Origin of the sequence: Mycoplasma sp. 332, assembly GCF_052378275.1 — a bacterium.
GTDB lineage: Bacteria > Bacillota_I > Bacilli_A > Mycoplasmatales > Metamycoplasmataceae > Metamycoplasma.
Window position 1 is genome coordinate 345,959 of the sequence record NZ_CP198998.1, and the last position, 21,753, is coordinate 367,711.

The 21,753-nt window shown below is 28.5% G+C and carries 9 protein-coding genes; all 9 read right to left on the reverse strand.

The window, feature by feature from the left end; genetic code table 4:
• Positions 1–41: 41 nt before the first annotated feature.
• The gene (locus tag ACT1UH_RS01505) at positions 42–2,678 is read right to left on the reverse strand and encodes a DEAD/DEAH box helicase family protein (RefSeq protein WP_444705153.1); all 2,637 of its coding nucleotides are present in this window, start codon (positions 2,676–2,678) and stop codon (positions 42–44) included.
• Positions 2,671–4,308, reverse strand: coding sequence for a DNA methyltransferase (locus ACT1UH_RS01510; RefSeq protein ID WP_444705154.1), 1,638 nt, complete (start codon positions 4,306–4,308; stop codon positions 2,671–2,673). Before ACT1UH_RS01510 ends, ACT1UH_RS01505 begins: the two co-directional genes overlap by 8 nt.
• Positions 4,309–4,759: 451 nt before the next feature.
• Positions 4,760–8,458 (reverse strand): hypothetical protein, encoded by a 3,699-nt coding sequence (locus ACT1UH_RS01515; protein WP_444705155.1) that lies wholly within the window; start codon positions 8,456–8,458, stop codon positions 4,760–4,762.
• Between the two features lie 182 nt (positions 8,459–8,640).
• Entirely contained in the window at positions 8,641–12,249 is a 3,609-nt protein-coding gene (locus tag ACT1UH_RS01520; protein WP_444705156.1) for a hypothetical protein, read from the reverse strand.
• A 388-nt stretch (positions 12,250–12,637) separates the two neighbouring features.
• Entirely contained in the window at positions 12,638–16,360 is a 3,723-nt protein-coding gene (locus tag ACT1UH_RS01525; RefSeq protein WP_444705157.1) for a hypothetical protein, read from the reverse strand.
• A 383-nt stretch (positions 16,361–16,743) separates the two neighbouring features.
• Positions 16,744–17,472 (reverse strand): triose-phosphate isomerase, encoded by a 729-nt coding sequence (tpiA, locus tag ACT1UH_RS01530; RefSeq protein WP_444705158.1) that lies wholly within the window; start codon positions 17,470–17,472, stop codon positions 16,744–16,746.
• Positions 17,473–17,520: 48 nt separating this feature from the next.
• Positions 17,521–18,027 (reverse strand): hypothetical protein, encoded by a 507-nt coding sequence (locus ACT1UH_RS01535; protein WP_444705159.1) that lies wholly within the window; start codon positions 18,025–18,027, stop codon positions 17,521–17,523.
• A 96-nt stretch (positions 18,028–18,123) separates the two neighbouring features.
• Positions 18,124–20,631: an ATP-binding cassette domain-containing protein gene (locus ACT1UH_RS01540; protein ID WP_444705160.1), complete on the reverse strand. Its 2,508-nt coding sequence runs from the start codon at positions 20,629–20,631 to the stop codon at positions 18,124–18,126.
• Positions 20,621–21,751: an ABC transporter ATP-binding protein gene (locus ACT1UH_RS01545; protein WP_438340873.1), complete on the reverse strand. Its 1,131-nt coding sequence runs from the start codon at positions 21,749–21,751 to the stop codon at positions 20,621–20,623. Before ACT1UH_RS01545 ends, ACT1UH_RS01540 begins: the two co-directional genes overlap by 11 nt.
• Positions 21,752–21,753 lie beyond the last annotated feature (2 nt).

Here is a 21,753-nt window from a genome sequence, read left to right on the forward strand (position 1 = left end):
CTACACAAAATTATCTACGATAGCATTTTAAAGCACGAGTGCTATAGACTTTCAATAAAATCATCAAATTTTTGACTAAATTCGGTGGTTTTTAATTTATTGAAAAAAGGCATACCAATAACTCTTCAATTACCATTATTTGGCATAAGATTGATGTCACTGTTTATCAAGCTCAATAAATTCGCTTTCCAATTATCATGTTCGATTAGATGTGTACCTTTAGGTTCAACAAATACTTGCGAACTTATTTTATTGGTTTTGAAATAAAGAAGAAAATCAGGTTCAAAACGATCACCACTATCAAAATCATAAAGTGCAAGATCACTAAAACGTTCATTTCTAACTAAATAAAATTCAATATTTTTGTTTTCGAGTCGCTTTGCATAGTTATCACTAAATCATTTGACAAATTCTTTTTCTTCACTTGTTCCATAATTTTCATTAAAAACATATCATTTTTTAGAACTAAGATCCATTCTAAGTTTTTCGCTTGCTTTACTTTGAGGGTTACCATTTCCGTCTTCATCCTCAACATTAGCAACATATATTAATTTATCTTCAATAACATCTTTAAGATATTTAGGACGTAGAACTTTTTCACCTACACTTGCATCTTTGAGTGAATAAAGATAATTTTCAATTTGTTTAAATGCATCCATAACAGCACTAAAAATATCTCTTCCACTTATTTTTGCTTTAGAGCTATTAGACCAGAAGTTGATTTTAACATTTGAACCTAGATAATCAGATGAAGTTAAAAATTCTTGAAGTGATTTAAGATTAGAAAACTTAGATTTTAGAAAATCAAACTTCAGTGTTTCAAAATAAAGCGCACAGCCCTCAAGAATGTGATATTCAACTTCTTCAAGATTAAGATGATAAACAATTTTAAGTTCTTCTATTTCATTATCTGATTGTGTGTCTAAATCAAAAAGTTTTTCCTCATTAGCCTTAATTTGTTTAACTTTAAAATCAATAGTTTTAGTAAAATTAACTTTATCTTGCTCGCTTGGCATACTATTTTGTTTTGGAACTCTTTTGTTAGTTCAAACTAAAGCATTTTGAAAAAACTCTGAATTTTTAAATTCTTCTTTGAGTTTAATTTTGACTACTTTACCCTCATCAGCATCAATAAGACCAGTTTGTTTAAGTGTATTTTGAAGGTCATTAATATAGCGTGAATCATGTTTACAGTGATAATAAAGAGTTTCGAGAACACGGTATTTATTGCCTAAGTCTGCATCGAATTTTCGTTTGTTTCGATTTTGTTCATCATTGTTATACACAAAAGGACAATAACGGGCTCCACGTCCAATTAATTGAGCTTCTTTAATTGTATACTTGTTGGTTTTTACACGTGTATTTTCTTGACGTTCATCATGTAGTCTAACAATGTCAAAAAGGTTAAGTACATCTCAACCCTCATTTAGTTGATCAACTACAAAAATACCTCGCAAGACATTGTCTTTATCTTCTAACGTATTGAGCAACACTTGCATTTGTGCATCAATTGCACTTTCAGTGGATGAGTTAATAATGACTAGTGTTTGCTCACGAAAACTTTCTTTGAGTAGATTAACTAATAATTGATAGTCTTGATGTCCTAAATTTTTAAAGTAACTAAGACTTTGCTTCATAATTGGAATATCAATAGTTTCAAGAGCCAATATGTCTTCAATGCTTAGTTTTTGAATTTTTTGCTTGAACTCTTCAAAAAACTTCTTACTTTCTACAATGGTTTTTGACTTAAACAAAACCACAGGTTTTATTTCTAAGCCTAAATCATTAAAAAGCATATGACGATATTCACTAATAATTAATGCTATAAGCGATCTTTGTCAATATGTTGTCTCAGAACTAATGTTTTGAAAGTTTTTGGTTCATTTTTCGTCTCTAAAAGTTTTGAGTGGATAGTCAAAAACTAGCTTATCAATGTATTTTTTGTTAATATCTTCATGATTAAGACCTACAGTTGCGCTAAATTCAAGTAGAAGCGATTCGGGATGTTTATTATATAAACTAATTACAGTGTTTTCCCAAGAAGGTTCTTCAAATATCTCGGGTTTTTGTACTTTACTTTTGGCTTTTGTGCTTGCATTTAGATGATGAGATTCATCGCTAATAAATACTACTTTATGATTGCTAAAATCATATTCACTCATAGCATTTTCGCGTGGACTAATAATGTCATTATGTAATTTTTGAATGGTTGTAAAGCATATATTAATTGAGTCTTTATCAATGTTTGAAGCTTGAAAATTATCAACAATATTGATTTTTATTGTTTTATTGAAGCATTTTAAAGGCGAAGCAAATAAATATTTTGAACTTGCTGGATTTGCAAAGTTTTCTTTAGTTTTCTCAAGAATATTGGTTTGTGATACAAAGAAAATAAAGTTTCTATAACCTTGTTGATATAAAAACAGAATTAAAGCAGCCATTATTACTGTCTTTCCACTCCCTGTTGCCATTTGGAATAGGTTGTGTATTTTATCTTGAGTACGTAATTTTGTATTACCTTCATCAAGATAATACAAAATAAATGACTGAATTGCTCTAGTTTGGTAATCTCTCAATTTAATTTTAGGATTTAGTCCATTTACAATAAATGTATCAAGGTCTTTAGGTGGAAAATAATCTAATATATTTTTTAATTTATCAGCTAAATTATTATTCATTCTCTGCCTCATAAAATGATTTACTAAATTGTTTGTCAGCTTCACTAATTCCATATGACTCATCATCTATTTGAGAATAATTTACATACAATTTGTTTTTGTTAATTATTGAAATAAGACGAGCTTTTTTCTCATCAAGACTAAGTGAATCAAAAGTACTTAAGCTAGATTCAATTTCTGCTTTACTTAAATAAGGAATGAAGTCATTAGAATTTAGTATTTGGTCTTTAACATCAACAATGTTGTATTCAGTTGCTTTTTTTACCAAATCCACTCATTTTTGTGTATTTTGGGCTAATTCGCAGTACACAAATGAACCGCCTCCCTGTCAGCCTACTAACTGAGATATTCCGCCTTGTTCACCATCAATAACTTTTTTAAGCCTTGCTAGTGTGATGTCTTCAATATAATCCATTTGCTCAATACCAATATATTGTCGATTCATTTTATGTGCTACAGCAGCGGTTGTTCCTGAACCAAGAAAGAAATCTAGAATAATATCACCCTCATTTGTAGTAGCATCAAGGAGTTTTTTTATCAATTCTTCAGGTTTTTGACCCGCACCAAAACCTACACTTTGTTTTGCTCCTACGACCCAATCCATTGAATAAATCCCATTTTCCTTTGCTTTTATAATGCTTGAAGTCATTATTTTAGAACCTGAACTTGATAATTCAAATGTATAGGTAGGTTTATAAAAAATTTTACTACGCACCTTACAAAAATGGTAGATTGTTTCATGAACGCGAGGCCATATAGTGCTAGTCGCTTTATACCCAAAAGGTTTTCCGCTTTCTCATATTAACTCTTTAAAATAATCAAATCCCAAACTTCTAATCAAAATATCTAAATATGACTTCATATTTTCGTCTATACTTATAAAAATACTTCCATCATCCCTTAATAATTTTTTGGCTAGCTCTAATCTGTTCTTCATAAATACAAGTCATGTTGAATTGTTGAATTTATCATTGTAATTAAATGAATCATTGCCAGTGTTGTAAGGTGGATCGATATAGATACATTTAACTTTTCCTTCATATCTCTTTAATATAGAGCTTAATGCTATAAGATTATTTCCTTTAATGATAAGATTATCTTTTTTATTAAATAATATGTTTTGTTCAACTCCTTGTGAGCTATAACGTTTTGCATTAACTAGGGATTTAGGATCAAGAAGTCTGTTAATATCATCAAGCCCAAGAGTTTCATTGAGCATAACTTCACTACATTTCTGGTCGTCTTTGTCTTGATTGCCAACTAAAACACAATCTTTGAAGGGGAATGAAAGTACAACATCGTTGCTTTCGTCAAGAAAGTGTCCATTGTTATCAACTAGGCCAATGCGATTTTTAAAAGAAGTAAAACTATCAGGCATAAAGTCTTTTAGGTTGATAAAATCTATGAATTTTTTGTCATTAAAAATTCATATGTCTTTAACCTTAACAAAGAAATTTTTGCGTATTAATTCATTAGAATAAAGAATTTCCAAAAGATCGCTATCATGATTATTAACTGCAGCAAAAATATTACCTAATAAAAGCTTATTTTGTTCAGAAGAATAATACTTATTATTATCTTTAAGTATATCTAATAAACATTGAGTTAATGACGTGATTTTTGGTTCCATATTAGTCCTTTCTTTGCGGTTTTTTTGCAAAAACTATAATTAAATTTCTTATCTTGTTCACTTATGTTGTGGGAAGTAAAAAACTATAATTTTGTTTGAATTATATAAAAATTTTATCTAAGTTAAGGTGATATTGTTAAGAAATACAACAAAATTTTATAGACATTAGCAAGTATTTTATTACTATTCATAAATACAACAGCAGTTATTCCTAATTGAGGACCTGCTTTTAATTAATTACAAATTATTTTTGAAAAAGAAAATTAAATAATTAAAATAACCAAACAACATATTTGGAAGAAAATTTATCCAATTTTGTCATGTTGTTTGGTTGTTTTTTGCATAATAAATTTAGATTTGTGTGATTGTTATTCTCAAATCTCTTACTAAAAAAGTAAGCAGGAGATAAATTTAAACAAAATTTACTACACCACCTAAAAATATATGATTATTAATGTTTCATATTAAGAGATTCTAGCAATCCATTAGCTTTTGAAGCCTCTTTTTTAGCCCTATCAAGTTCTTCGATTTTACTATTTGAAATAGATTCTTTTTGTTTAATTTCCTTATTTGATTGGGAAATCTTCTTATTTAATTTTAAATCCTCTAATAAAGCATTCTGAAGATTATTATTCGTTGTGTTAATCATAGAATCTGCTTCCTTATTTTTTTGGATTGCTTCTTCATTATCTAAAATCGCTTTGTCTAGTTGTTTTTGCTTTTGATACAAATCATGAGTTTTATTTTCAAAGTCTTTATCAACATCTTTTATTTGGCCTTGAATATTGTTCTTTTCAAGTAAAGAATCATTATTTGATTTCTCAGCATTTTCATAATCTAATTGCTTCTGAGCTAATAAATCAGTTTTATTTTTTACATCTTGATTAGCTAAATTAACCTTATTTTTAGCATTGTCCTTAAGGCTATTAGCATGAAGTATTGCTTGATTTAATTCACTTAAACTATTATTTTTATCTTCCAATTCTTTCTTTTTTTCTTCTAAATTAGTATTTAAATTTATAAGATCTTGCTCTGTTTTCGCCTTATTTTGCGATGCTTGTTCAATCAATTTAGCATTATTTTTTAATTCATTATTTTTATCAGCAACTTCTTTACTTTTATTATTTGTGTTTTCAAGTTCTTGTTGGTACTTTTGATTAGCCAGAGTTATATTATTAAGTGCCTCTTGCAATTTATTATGAATATCGGTTTGTTTTTGAATTAACGCTTGATGATTTTCTTGCGACTCTTGATGCTTAGCATTTGCATCATCTAAATCCTTTGTTTTTTTATTGACATCTTCTTGTTTCATGCTAGCTTCTTCATTCGCACTTTGCAATTTCTTTTCCAAATCTGTCTTGCTTTTTAGCGTTTTTTGGATTTGCATATTAGCATCATCAACAGCGCCTTGCTTTTGAGATACTAAAGTTGTCTCATTATTAACCTTTTGTTTTAATTCATTTAATTTTTCTTGTAAGAAAGACTCTTTGTTTTTAGCTTCTTGCAATAATTTTTGAGTGCTCTGAAGTTGCTTATCTTTATCATCATGTTCTTGTTTAGCTTCTTGCAATCGATGCTCTGCATCTTTTTTAGCCTGGCGTGCTTGTTCTGCCTCAACACGTGCAACTTCTAATTGACTAAGTTTTTGTTTAATTACTTCTTCCTTATCCTTTACGGACTTTATTGCTGTATTTTGTTTCTGTTCAGATTGAGATTTTAGCTGCTCATTGTTAGATTTAGATTCTTCTAGCATCCTTTTATCATTTGTTTTCTTGGTAATATCAGCTTCAATTTCTGAAATTTTTCGCGAAGCTTCCCCTATTAGATGTTGTTGCTGATTTATCTGGTCTTCATATTTCTTGAGAGAACTAGTCGAAATACTAATATTTTTATTAATTTCAGCAATTTTATTATGAATAGCATTTTCATTATTCTCTTGCTTATCATATTCGCCTTCAGCATCCAACCATTTTCTTTTAGCTTCTTGTTCTTCTCTTAAAGCTTCATTATATAGAGATTCTTTATGTTGCCTAATAAAATATTCATCTCTACCTCTTTTTGAATTATTTCAATCTTTTGCCTTTTGCTCTGCGTCAGCCTTTTTTTGCAAATAAGCTTGATATGCCTTTTGTTTTTTATCTTCCAATGATTTCTTATTTCTTAATATCTTTTCCAGTTCTTTTTCTTCTTCGTTACGCTTATCATCTTCAAAACCAATTATTGTTTTTAAATTTTCATAAGCATGATTCAATTCATTAAGTTTTTTATTATGATTTTCTTTAATGCCCTCTTGCTCTACTTTCATCCTATTAGCTTGGTCAATATCTTTTTGCTTTTGTGCTAAATCTATAATTGTTTTTTCAAGATCTCTATTTCTTCTTTCGACTTCGCTTGCTGCGCTATCCTTTAGACCTTGAAGCCTTTTTAGTTCTTGCTTTAATATTTCATACTCATTATTCAATTGATTAGCATATTGGTCTTTATCAGTCTCATTTTTTGATGCGCTATCAAGCTCTTTTTGAAATTTATTTCTATCATTTTCTGCATCGGTTTTTGCTTTGTTTTTCTGCACTAAATCATCATTTTTTTGCTTAGTGTTTCTTATTGCCTCTTCTAGCTGAGACTCAATTTCTCGGTTTTCAGATGTGGCTTGTGCTAATGATTTTTTAGCTTCTTCTAATTCCTTGGTTTTTTGATTTAAATTTTGTTGTTTTTGCTCATAATCAAAATTGGATTTTTTTATTTGTTCAGCAATATTGCTTTGAGTTTCTTTTACCTTTGACAATTCAGAATTTGCATCTTGCAAATCTTTAGAAATACGAGCTATATCATTAATATTCTCTTTTTCTAATTCATTAGCTTGTTGTACTTCGTTATTTAGTCTTATATTTTCGTTGGTAAGGTCTTCAGCTTTTTGTCTAGCATCATTTGCTTCTTTTTGTATATCTGCAAGTTTTTGATTTGCTAAAGCTAATTGTTGCTTAGCGTTGTTTAACTCATTATTGATTCGGGTTTTGTCAGTATCAAGAGTATTAAGAATTCTATTTATCTCTGCAACTTCATTTTGCATACGATTTATTTCTTTTTCAGATTCATTTTTAGCCCTTAATGCACTATTATATTCACCTGTTTTTGAATTAAGATCCTTAATTTTTTTATTGATATTTTCCTCTTGTTGTTCAAATTCAGAATTAGCACTGTTTTGGGCATTTATCGCATCTTGCAATGCTTTTTTTGCTTCATCTAACTCTTTGGCTTTTTTAGCTAAATCATCAGATTTTAGAATAGCATCTTTATTAACGCTATCATGATCTGAATTAGCCTTATCTTTTTTATTTTTTGCCTCTTCTAGGGCTTTTTTTGCTTCTCCAAGTTCTTTGGTTAAACGCTCAACTTCTTTAGTGGTGGAAATTACATTATTATTTGTTAGTAGCTTATTTTGTTCGGCTGCTTTTTTTTGTTTTTCAAATTCCTTAATTTTTTCCTTAATACTTTGTAATTGTTTTTCCAATTCATCTTTAGATTTTTTGGCTTCTTCTAGTTTTTTATTTGCTTCACTTAGCTCTTTGGTTTTAGAAATAACATCATTATTTTTTAATAAAGCATTTTTCTTAGCTTGCTCTAGATCTTGTGATGCCTTTTCTCTAGCTTTTTTAGCTTCTTCTAGATCTTTATTTGCTTTATCAAGTTCTGCCTGCTTGTCTTTTTCCTCTAGCTTCAAAGTTTTAAAGTGATGAATTAAAACTGTTTCACCATTATAAATCATCTGAAACTCATAATCAGTATCTGGATATAAAGGTTTTTCATTATTAATCCCAAATGACATAGATTTTTCTTCTTTATTAATAACATGAGTCTTTCTTTGCACATTATAAGGAGTTTTTTTAGCATAAAATAAAACTGAAAAAGAACGATTAGTGTCATCATTTTTATCAATATTTTTTAAATGAAAGATCGCTGAGTTTGCAGTAATTTTCTGGTCTTTTATTTCCAAAGCCAAAAGGCTTTTTTTATCATGCTTATTTTTGTTTGTAAGATAAAAGGCTGCAATAGCTCCGGTTGTAATTGATGCTGCCAATAAAGCTGATGTTAATAAAATAACATTACGTTTTTTTCTTTTTACTTTGTTTTCTTCTACATTTTTATTCATAATTTCTTATACCTCTCTTTGATAAAATTAGCTTTTGTAAAATGCCCAAGATTTTTCAAGAAAATATTAACATTTTTTTTTTTTTTTTTGCAAACTTGCTACCAGTGTTTATGTATCATTATGAAATAATGATAAAAAGAGGCTATATGCCGCCTCTTTTATCATGTTTTAAAAAAAAATTGCTATCTTTTTAATTTATTCAAATCTTTTTTTAATTCATCCAACTTATTTGTTATTTGCAAAACTTCTTGATTCTTCTTATTAACTTCCTTATTAATTTTATTTAACTCTTGGTGTGTCTCATCCTTGATTTTTGATAATTGCTTAATCGAATTAACCATTTGATCTATGTTTTTTTCATTCTTTGTTTTTTGATTATTAAGGTCTTTTAATTTCTGTGCTAATATCGATAAGGAATTTTCTTTTTCTTTTTGTTGTTTTTCATAGTTAGCAATATTTTTAGACTCCTCATCTAATTGCTTTTTAATAATTTCTTTTGAAAACTGCGATGCTTGTGTTTCTTGCAAAAGAAGATTTTTATTATTTGTTTTAGCTTCAATGTTCTTTTTTTGTAAACTAATGTTCTTATTTTGCTCTTCAATTTGATGTTGAACTTTTGAAATATCTTCCTTAGCTTTTTTGATTAACTCATTTAAGAGAGGAATTTCATCATTAGCTTTTTTTAATTCTTTCATTCTATTCATTAGTTCATTTTCTAGTTCGAGCAATTTATTATCAATAGCAGCCTTTGCTTCTTTAGCTTCCTTAAATTCATCATCTTTTTGTTTAACATCTTTTATTTTTTGGGTAACTGTATCATTTTCTTGAGTTAATTTTTCTCTTTTTTCTTTCCTTAGTTCTTCAGCTTGTTTTTTATCTTCTAGTAATTTTTGCAGTAGCATTTCTGCATCTTTTTTCTTTTGTGCTACAGCTGCCATTTTTTGTTTAACATCATCTAATTCATTGGTTTTTTGTTCTAATGATTCTCTTTTTTGCTTAATTTCTTCTTCTAAATTACTTAGTTTATTTTGAATATTGCTTTCAGTTGTAAGGCTTTGTTGATTTTTTTGCTTTGCTGCATCTACTTCTTGTTGATTCGTTTGCACATTGCTTCTATTTTGTTCCACTTTTGCATTTGCATCATCATGTTTTTTCTTAGCTTGTTCACTTTTAGTTTTTGCCGCTTCTAATGCTTGCATTGCTTCAGAAATTTCATTTGATTTTTGATTTAAATCACTAGTTTTTTGTGCAATTGTTGTTGAAATGGAAGATAATTGACCATCAACATTTTGCTTTTGGTTTTTTACAGCATCAAATATTGTTTGAGCATCATTTTTAGCACGGTCTGCCTCAGCCATTTCCTTTGTTTTTTGTGCAAGTAATTCTTTTAGTTTTTTTAGTTGTTGTTGCGAATTAGTTTTTTGCTGATTGAGACTTTCTATTTCTTCTTGAATTTTTTGTTTCTTTTGTGTTTCTTGTTCAATATTTTGCTGTATTTTTTGATCATTTTCTTCTAATGTTTGTATTTTAGATTCGAAATCTTGAACCTTACTTGTAGCACTTTTAAATGAAGCATTAACTTCATTGTTTTTATTTGTTAATTCTTCTTTAGTTTTTTGAAACTCACTTAATTGCGATTCTTTTTGCGAAACTTGTGCTTCTTTAGTTGTTTTTTCTTCATTAGCTTGTTTATAATCTTTATCTGCTTGCTCTTTTGATGATTTGGCTTCTTGCCACTCTTCTTCTGCTTTTTTAAATAATTCTTCTTTTTGGACTAATTCTTGGGTCGCTTGTTCTTTGGCTTTTTCATTATCATCTAAGGCCTTTTTAGCGGCTTCTTCTTGCTTTTTGAGTTTTTCCAATTCATTTTCAAGGTAAGCTGCTTGTTGTTTTTTTGATTCTAGTCGGCTCTCTAAATGATCTCGTTCATATTCATCATCTGCATCATAAATTTCTAGTTCTAATTCTTTTATTTCAACTTCTATTTGATTTAGTTCATGTGTTTTACGGTTTATCTCAAAATATAATCTTTGATGTTCATCGAGCGATTCACGATATTTTTTATCAATATTGGATTTTTTAGATTCGGCTTCTTTCTTAACTTTATCGGCGTCTTCTTTTACTTTTTGTTTCGATTTTAATTCTTCAGTTTTATTATCTAAATCATCTTTTGCGGTTTTGGCTTTTTCTTTTGCGGTTTGTAATTCGGCCTCAAGCGTTGATTTTTCTTGTGTTATAGTATCAACATTTTTTGAAGCCTGCTCTAATTCTGATTCAATTTTGCGCTTTGAATTTTCAACTTCCATTAAGTTTTGCTTTTCTTTTTCTAGTTCCGCTTGAGCTTGTGCTAATTCAGAATTGTTTGTCTTTCTTTCTGCTTCTTTGTCTTGTATATTTTTAATGGTGTTAGTTAATTGCTCCTGCTTTTGTTCTTCTTGTTGCTTAATTTGCTGATTTTTTAATTCTTCTTGCTGTATTTTTTCGCTTAATTGTGCATGTTGTTTATTGATTTCTTCTAAAGAATCTTTTTTATTTTCCAATTCAACACTTGCTTTATTTTCTTCTTCAGCTAGCCTATCAACCTCCTTTTGCAGCCTATCTTTTTCTTGGTTAGCTTCTTGTATTTCTTCTTGAATTGTTTGTTTTTCTTTGTTTTTTTGAGTCAAATCAGATTCTTTTAACTTAGCATTTGCTTTTGCACTTTCAAATTCATCTTTGGCTTTTTGTTGATTTTCTAATGCAATATCCAATGATTTCTTAGCCATATCTAAATTCTTAGCTTTTTGTTCTAATTCATTTGCACTTTGTTGTGAATTTTTCTTTGCTTCTTCTAATTTTTGTATAGCTTCTTTTTGTTTTTCTAATGCAGCTTGCAATTCATTTGTTGCAACATTGACTGCTTCTTGTTTAATGCTTGCCTCACTAGACTTTTTTTCTAGTTCTTTTGTTAATTGCTCTATAAGTGCTTCAGCATCGCTTATTTGTTTGCTTAGAGAATCTATTTTATTTTCTACTTCTTGATAATTTAATTGAGCTTCTTTTTGTTTTTTCTTTAATTTTTCAAGCTCATCTTTTAAAGCTGCTAGTTCTTGCTGTTTTCCTGAAAGATTTTTGTTGGCCTTGTCTTGTTCTTCAGTGACTTGTTTTATATTTTCTTTTACTGTTTGTATGACTTGATTGGCGCTATCTTTTATACGCTTTTGTGACTCTAAATCATTAATTTTTGTTTGGACATCAGCTTGTAATCTGCTTAACTCTTCTTGAAGTAACTTGTTTTGATTCTTAGTTTGCTCTAAGTCCTTTTTAGCTTCCTCTAATTCCTTAGTTTTTAATGCTAATTTCTTAGCTTTTTCTTCAAAAACTTGTTCTGCTTTTTTAAAATCCGATATGGTTTTTTCGTGCTGCGATTTTAGATTATCTAGTTGTTTTTTTATTTCTTCTAAAATCCGACTATGTTCTAAAACTTCTTTTTCTTTTTTTATAGTCTCATTTTCTATTTGCTTTAATTTATCCTGAGATTCCGCATTTAAAGCCTCAAAATTTTCGATATTTTTATTTATTTCATTAATTTTTTTGTTTAATATTTTTTTCTTATTTTTTAGCTTTAACAGCATGTTTTTAGCAAGAGATAATTCTCTTTCCTTCTGCTCAATAACCTTTTTATTTAAAGATTGCAAATTAGAGCTATCTTGTTTTTTGCTTATACTATAAACAAAAACAGAACCAGCTGCCACAACTAAAGCAGACGATAATGATAAACACAATGCTAAGGTAATTTTCTTTTTTTTCATTACAATACCACCTATAAAAAATGCTTTATTTTAATGTATATATATAAATTATTTAATATAAAATAAACTAGCCTAATATCGGTTTTTAATCAAAACAATATATATATATATATAGTAAGACATATACTAAAAAACAGATAATAAATGGTACTTTATACTCATTTTTTATGCTTTTCTTGCGCTTTTTTTAGGATTAGTGCTAATAAATTATTTAATTATCGCCTTATCTATTTTTTGTTTTATTTTGTATTTTTTCTTATTTTGCATGTTTTAACATGTCATATATTAAGATAAATAAAAAAGTAAAACAAGAAACTCCTAAATGAAATTGGTTGTTTTACTTAAAAATATTTTTTATCTTGTTTGGGTGGCTTTTAGTAAATCTTGTTTAGCAGCTTCTAGACTCTCGGTTTTTTTCTGCGACATCCTGAATTTTTTGACTAACTTCACTAGTAAGTTTATCTAATTCTTTTTGTGCTAATTCTTTATTTTTTAGTTCTTGCTGAATTTTAGTACCAAAATTATTGATTTTTGATTCGGCTTCTGCTTTTTGATTTTTAATATCTTCTAATTCTTTATTTATTTCAGTTATTAAATTTGTTTTAGATTCAACATCATTTTGTTGTTTCTCTATTTTTTTATTTGCATAATCTAGCAGTTTTTCCTTCATTTCCTTAGGAAATTGAACGGCTTGTTTTTCTTGCAATGCAACATTTACAGCATTTTGCTTTTCTTGAATATTTTTTTCTTGTTGGGAAATGTTTTTACTTATATTTTCAATTTCTTGGGGTGCGTTGGCAATTGTTTCGCTAGCTTTTGCTATGGCCTCTTTTATTTCTTTTATTTGTTTATTTGTATTACTTAAATTACTATTAGCATCATTAAATTTTTGAATTGCTTCATTATGTTTTTGGTCAGCAATATCTTTAGCTTCCTTTGCCTTAGATTCAATGCTTTTAACTTGATTTACTTCCTCGATTTTTGAATCAACTTCCTTAGTCTTTTCATCTAATTTCATTTTGGCTCTACTTGCATTTTCTTGTGCTTGCATTCTTTTGTTAGAAAGATCAGTTTTAGCAATTTCTAAATCAGTCTCCGCAGCTTGTTTTTCTTTTTTAGCTTCCTCATTTTCTTGTTGCGCAGTTTTTAAATCATTTGTCGCTTGCTCCAAGTTTCTTGTTTTTTGTTGGAAATTATGATCAGATTCATCAAAGGTTTTCTGGGCTTCATTTTTCTTTTGAACTAAGTCTTGATTATTTTTTTCAGATTCATTTTTAGCTAGTTGTTTTTCCTCAAATTCTTTTGTTTTTTGAGCTAAATCAGTTAATGCACTAGTTTCTCTTTTTGTGGATTCTTCATTTCTAGTTTTTGCTGCTTCAAGCACTTCTTTAGCTTTGGAAATAATATTTTTTTGTAGGTTTATATTACTTTTTGTTTGAGCAATCTCAGTTGTTAATTCTTCTAATCTTTCGAAATAGCTATCCTTTTGTTGCTTAATTTGTTGATAAGCGCCTTCGGCTACACTAGATGCTTCCTCTTTTTGAGCCTTTTCTTCTGATTTTGATTTAAATTCTGGTTCAATTTTGGCTTTTTCAGCTTCGGCTTCTGTTTTCTTAAGATTAGCTTCATCCAAGGTTTGTTGCGCTTTTGCTTTATTTTCATTTGCATCAGCTAAATCTTTTTCAGCTTGCTTGATTAGTTTATTAGTTTGCTCTATTTCTTCATTTTTAGCATCAATTTCATTTTTGGCTTGTTCAATAGCTGTATCAGCATCATTTTGAGTCTTTAATAGAGCTTCAACTTCCGCTTGAAGTGTATTTGTTTCAGCAAAAATGACTCTAGCTTTCTCTTCTGTAGTTTTCAAAGTATCTAAAACAGAATTATACTTAGCACTTGCCTCACTTTTGGCGTTGTTATAGCTTTCTAATTCAGCTTCTAGACGTCTTAATAATTCGTCCTTCTCTGCTATTTGTGCTTTAGCATTTTCTAGTTCTTGTTTTTTAGTATTAACAGATTCCTGTGTTTTGACTTTTTGTTTTTCTAAATTAACCTTGTTAGTCTTTTTATTATTTCTTTCTCGCTCTTTATTGCTTAATTTAGCCTTTGCGGGATTAAACATGTTTTTAAGATAATTATGAGCTTCTTTATCGGCTTTTGAAAACTCAGCAAAATCAATTTTTTTTGCATTTAATTTATTTGTTAAATCTATAACTTTTTCAAAAAGTCTATCTTTCTCTTTTTCTACCTTATTAAATTCCACTTTAGCCTCTTGGGCTTCTTTTTCGGCTTTTTCATATTCAGTATTTGCACTAGTAATTTTAGCTTCTAATTGAACTAATTCGTCTTCTAAAACTAGAATTTCCTGAGCTAATGTATCTTTGTTTTGCTCAGCTTCCTGCTTTGCTTGCATTGCTTCACTCTTAGCAGTTTCTTTTTGGCTTAATTCTAAAATTCTTTGATCTAGTTCGCTTTTAGCTTCGTTCTCATTATTTCTTTTTTCTGCCAATTGTTCTTCAATCTCGGTTTTTTCTTGCAGTTTAGACTGGTATTTAGCATCTAATTGTGGAAATTTTTGCTTTGCATCATCCGATATTTTTTGGTCTTGCTTTTGTTTATTCTTAATTTCTTCTAATGAACGCTGTATTTCGGTTATTTTATTTTTTAATTCTTGAATTTCAACTGGTTTAGTTTGCGGTGCATTTGTAGCATCTTCTATTTTCTTCAAGGCTTCCAATCTTTGCTGCTCTATTTCGGCAACTTTTTGTTGTGCTTGTTCAAATTGTTGAGCCACTTGTGCATATTCTTTTAAAACTTGTTCTAACTCATCTTTCTTTTCTTCAAATTCAACTTGCGCCTCTCGCTCTTGCATTTGGAGATCATCAAATTTTTGGCGTAAATCTCTTTGATTATTTTCAAGAACTTCTTTTTCTTTTTCAAGTCTATTTTTTTCTTCTTCGTTTTGGGCTAATTCTATTGTTTTTTGATCTAGATTTTGTTTTGCATCAACTATCTCTTGTTTAGCATTTTGTAATTCTTGTTGTGCTTCTAGCAAGGCTTGATTAGCATTGTTAAATGATTCTGTCTTTTGTTTTAAATCTTCATTACTTATCGACAAGTGTTTTTTTGCTTCATCTAGTTGCATTAAAACAATGTTGTGAGGTTCTCTAATTTTTTCTATATCATTAGATAAATTTTTTACCTCTTCTGTTTTTAGAATAATCGTATTGTCAGTTTCTTGGATTTTTTTAGCAGCTTCTTCAATGCGTTTTTCATTATTTGTAACTGCTTCTGATAATCCATCTAATTTTTGCTTAGCCAACATATATTCATCAGAAAGTTGATTTTGCTGCGTTTTTAATTGATCTAATTCGCTTGTTATGCTATCTAGATCCTTCTTTTTTGATTCATACTCAGTAGAAACCTTACTTGCCTTATCCGAAGCATTTTTCTTCTCATCAGTAGCATCTTGAATAGCTTGCATTAATTGTGGTAAGGAATGTTCCTTTTGAATTAATTCCCCTGATTTTTGTTGACTTAAAATTTTGGCATCTTCCAATTGCTTCTGTGCTAATTCTTTCTTTGTTTTTGCTTCTTTTAATAACTTATTAGCTTCTTCTAATTGCGCTGTTTTTAAATTAAATTTTTCTAATTTTTCATCAAAAAGTTTTTTGGCGCTATTAAAATCAGATTGAATTTTTTTCTGTTCTTGTTTAGCATCTTCTAACTTAGTCCTCGCCATCTCTAAAGCACTATTAGAAGTGCTAAGTTCTGCTTCCTTGCTAACTAAATTTAAACTAGCTTGGTCTATCTTATCTTGGATATCTTGATTTGAAGATTGAATATTTTTAATATTTCTTTCAATATCGCTAATTTTCTTACTCAATTCTTTTTGTTTATCTTGCGCTTTTGTTAACTTATCTTTTGCAGATTCTAATTGCGCTTGCTTTTGATTAACAAGTTTTGTTTTTTCGGCAATCAATAAATCTCTTTGAAGCCTTATTTGATTGCTTTTTTTAATCGACGTATAAGTTATTGCTGTTGCTCCAGCAATAACTAAGCTAGCTGACAATGTTAAACACAATGCCAACACTAGTTTTTTTCTTTTCATCATAATTATTCCTTTATAAAATATTTCATCAAGACATATATAACATTATGCTTTTTATGACTAAAATCAATGTTTTTTATATTAATACAATAATTTATATATGCACTTATATTGTATAGAGCACGAGAAAAAAATTATAATATTTCCTAAATATTTTTAATAGTAATCAATTTTAATAACATATTTTTTATAAGTTTATGTCTTTATATTATAAGAGATTCATACATCATTAAAATTAAAAAACAACTTAAAATAAGTTGAATTTTAATTTTTTTAAATTTCATTTTTTAATTTTATAAATAGTTGTGCTTCTTAAAATTGTCTTGCTTCATAATTTATGGCTCTAAGTAAAAGAAAATAAAATTTATATGCTAAAAGTCGTTATTTTATTTAATTTTTAATGCTAGCGATACAAAGTCATTTGCATTTAGCGAACCCTTTCCAACAAGATATCCGCTCAAATTCTTTACTTGTTCCAATCTTTCTATACTATTAAAGCAAACAGAGCCACCATATAAAACAGGAACATTTTTATCTAATTCATTGTGAATAAAATTTACAACATTTTGGACATGTTCGACCTTTGGAATAATTCCATTGCCAATACAATAAACAGGCTCATATGAAATAATTAAATTATTATAATCACTAATGCCTTTTAGGGCGCTTTGGATTTGCTTTTGTAAAACATCAAACGTACGGCCAGTTTCGAATTCGTTTATCGATTCCCCGATACATAATATAGTTTTAATATTAGTTTTTTTAAGATGCAATATTTTTTGGTTGATTAATTCATCAGTTTCGCTAAATAATAATCTTCTTTCACTATGTCCGATAATTACAAAATCAACATTTGCTTCAATTGCCACATTAAGCGATACTTCACCAGTATAAGCACCATTTAATTCATGGAATATATTTTGCAATCCAAATAAATAACTACGCTGAGGATTATTATAAGCTATATATGTGCTATCAAATGAAGGGGCAATGCCAATCTTAATGTTATTTAATTTGGCTTTATTTTCATCTATGAGATAATCAAGAGCATCGATATAAGATTCGACATCTAAAAAAGTTTTATTCATCTTAAAATTTCCGATTAAATATTTCATAAAAATTCCTTCTTTTGTTTTTTTATAATTTATTATTAATTAAAATTCTTATAAATGTATTGCTAGCATACCAATAACTAGTGTAAGGGAGGAAATGCCGATAATGAGATATGAAGCCAAGTTAGTTGATCCTAAAATATTTTTGTTCTTGCTTTTTTTTGCTTGTTCGATATTATAAGCATTTCTTTCACTATTTAAAATCTTATCTTTTTCAAATTGATTCATACCAGAATAATATTTAGCCTTGGCACGCATGTTAATGCGATAATTATGATAAAAGCTTAATATCGGCGAGGCCAATCCTTTACCAAATCCGCTACGAGAAATTAAGACCAATAAGCCAATACCCATAATAGTTACACAACCAACACTAATTGCATTAGACCATGTTATTTTTACAGAACTCTGCTTTTTTAAAAAACCTGTTAATAATATCATTAAAATCATTAAAAAAATTGAAATAAAAAAATAAATAATATTACCTAGTGTTCAGCTTCGTGATCAATAACTTCCAGATTTTCTATATTGACTTTTTCTATAATTTTTTTTCTTCATATCTGTTCTCTTTAATTACTAATTATACTTAATTAATTATAATTAAAACAGATAAAAAAACATTAGACAATATTATTCGTCTAATGTTTAATTAAACTATTTTTTAACTCATTTTGCAATTTGTTCTTTTGTTCCGTATATTCAATGTTCTTTATCGACTTGATAATTAATTGGCATATTTGGAAACTGTTGCTCATAAATATAATCAATATTAAATGAAACATTTTGAAACTTTTCATTAGCATTTGATATTTTGGGAATTGCCTTAAATAAATTAATTGTATATGGGTGTAAAGGATTATTATAAATAGCTTCCGTTTTACCGCTTTCTACAATCTTGCCTAAATGCATAATTTGCACATTATCTGCAACATATTCAATCATACTCAAATCATGGGCAATAAATATTAAACCAATATTTTTTCTAATACATAAATCTTTTAATAAATTAACAACTTGCGCCTGAATAGAAATATCAAGAGAAGCAATTGGTTCATCGGCAACAATAACTTTTGGTTCAGTAATCAATGCACGAGCAATAACAATACGTTGTAATTGTCCGCCACTAAATTCATGTGGATAGCGATATGCAAATTGTTTTAATAAACCAACATCTTCAAGAGAACGATAAATAATCATTTTATACAATAATTCTGAAATTAAATATTTAGCAAATGGAAATGAAAACTTATAATCATAAAGATTAAATCTTTTAGACCATTTCGTATGATGAACGTCAACATTTTCGCTATTTTTCTTATTAAGATTTAATTCAACTCATTTATAGTCAATACCAAGTAATAGATAAATACGCTTAATGTCTTTTCTTAAATAATCTCTTTCGATATTAAATGATTTTAATGTATCCTCTTTCAAGGCAATATCAGAGTTATACATTTTAACAACAGTATCTTTATCTTTTTTGATAGCCTGAATTTTTTCAAGAATCCTTTTGATATCTTTATTTGTTTTAAAAATATTTAGGTCATTAGGTTTTGCTTTTAGTGATTCTTTTAATACGTTATATTTCTCGGTTAGAGAATTAATTTTAGTATCATAAAGATTTTTAACATATTTAATGAATTCAAATTTATGTTTTTTGTATAAATCATTGCAAATAGTTTGATCAGCCACTAAGCGTTGATACTCTGCCTTTTCAATTTGGATTTGTTGATACAAGTCATCAATAATTTTCTTATAACTTACTAAGAAGTTAGAGCGACCTTGCAAATACAGTTCTTTGGCCTCTTTAAGTTTTTTATGCGCTTGTGACAATTCTTGATGTGAATATTGCGGAATTTGTTTTAGCGCTATTCTTTGCTTTAAAGCAGATATTTGTGAATTTAATTGTTCTAATTCATCGCGAAAGTTTTGCTCATTTCTATTGGAAATTTCAGTATATTTAGAAAAATCAAACTTAAAATTTTCTTTTAATGTTTGCTTAATTTGCGCTAACATTATCTTTGAATACTCAATTTTTTCTAGATGTGTATTATAAAAGTTCAAAACATAACTTTCAAGCTCTTTAACCAATTGTTTTATATCTTCATAATGTAAAAATGTTAAACATTTTTTTAATGAATTCAAGGTCATAACTCTTGCTTTGAATAGATATTCATTTTTTAAATTATACAAATAAAAATCTAAATCAGTAGACATTAGTCGTGCAATATTCACTAAGCCTCTTTCATTTTTATTTTCCACACAGAAGTTACTAAACGTATTTTTAGAAATATAAATTTGATGTTTATGCTCTTTTATTAGTTGTTTTTTCTTAGTAAGAAGATATTCCAATTCCTTCACATCATCATATTGTTCGCAAGATAAACAACTTAATTTACTAATTTTCTTAAATTCTTCTTGTGCTTTTCGATATGCTAATTCTTCCTTAGATAATTCTTCGCGACGGTATTTAGATTGCATTTCATAATAGAAATTTATCAACGACGAAGCGTTTGAATACATATTATTAATAATCAAACTTTCCATTTTTTGTTTTTCTTCTAGGTAGGCATAAAACAACGAAAAGTTATCTTCACGGCTCAATTCCTCATCTAATTTAAAATCAGCGAATGCCTTTTTTCATTTTGAAAAGAAAGGATTAGCAAGGCGATTAATTTCTTGATAATTTTGAAGTTCTAGCTTCATGGCTTGAATTTGAAATGTATATTTAAATGTTTTTTTGACTTCTAACCAATCTTTGAAAATATCATTTATTTTAGTTTTCATTATACCGTTGACTAATAACGGTTCTCTTAGGATTGTATAAATATTTTGTTGACTATTTAAAGAAGCATGAGGATCTTGAAAAATCATTTGAACGTTTTTACGTAAATATTTTTTAAGCGATAGGCTAATATGCTTACCTGAAATTATTTTATCTTCTAGTCGCACAAATCCATTATAGTCATCATAAAGTCTCAATATTGTTCTACCAACAGTTGTCTTCCCTGAACCAGACTCACCAATAAGACCAACAATTTCTCCTTCATGAAGATCAAAAGATACACCATCAACAGCTTTATTAATGATACCTTGACTAACAAAATATTTTTTAAGATTATCAATTGATAATATAACTTTTCTTTCTTCTTTATTTTTCATTTTGAAATGCCTTTTTAAATAATTCTAAACGATTTTGTAGATCTTTTGTGAGTTCAACCTTCGGTGCTTCAGGACTTAATAATCAAGTAGCGGCTGAGTGTGTTTCAGTTATTGGGATTAAAGGAGGTTCTTTGATAAAATCAATTTCAAGAGCATAATCATTACGGGGAGCAAAAGGGTCACCAACAGGAAGGTTAGCCATATCTGGTGGCGTTCCTTTAATGTTATACAATTTTTCCTCTTTTGATTCAGGAATAGCAGATATCAAAGCTCATGTGTATGGGTGAGCGGGTTGTGTAAAAATTTCTTCTTTCGAACCTTTTTCAACAATTCTTCCGGCATACATAACATAAATATAATCGCAGAATTTCGCAATAACGGAAATGTTATGGCTAATTAAAATAATGGAAATCCCCATTTTTTGTCTAATTTCTTCAAATAAAGCGAGAACACTAGCCTGAACAGTAGGATCAAGAGCAGTAGTTGGCTCATCAGCAATAATTAAATCTGGTTTAAGAGCAACTACCATAGTAATAACAATTCTTTGTTTCATACCACCTGACAGTGTATGAGGATAAGCACTAAAAATCTTTTCGACATCCCTTAAACCAAATGTTTTTAATAAACCTAATAAATAGGATTTTTTTTCAGTATATGTTTTAGCACTTCACTCAGTATTATTATTAAGTGCATCTAATAATTGTTTTCCAATGGTGCGAGTTGGGTTTAGCGATGTTAAGGGGTCTTGAGGAATATATCCAATTTTTTGACCTCGAACAATTTGCCAATATTTTTCTTTTTTAAAAATGTTGCTTAGTTCCAAATCACCAATTTGGATTTTATCAGCGCTTATAATTCCATTCTCATTAACATTAATTAACGTTTTTGATGTTACTGATTTGCCAGAGCCTGATTCACCAACTAATCCTACAATTTGCCCACGCTTAACATCCAAGTCAACACCACGAACAATATGAATAGTTTTTTTTCTGCCTGCTGGAAAACTTACATGTAAATTTCTTACTTCTAACAATTTATCATCTTCCATTATTTCTTGCGATTGAAATCTAGAATATAAATATGATCGCTTTTGAGTAGTTTGTTTTTTAATTTGTGACATAA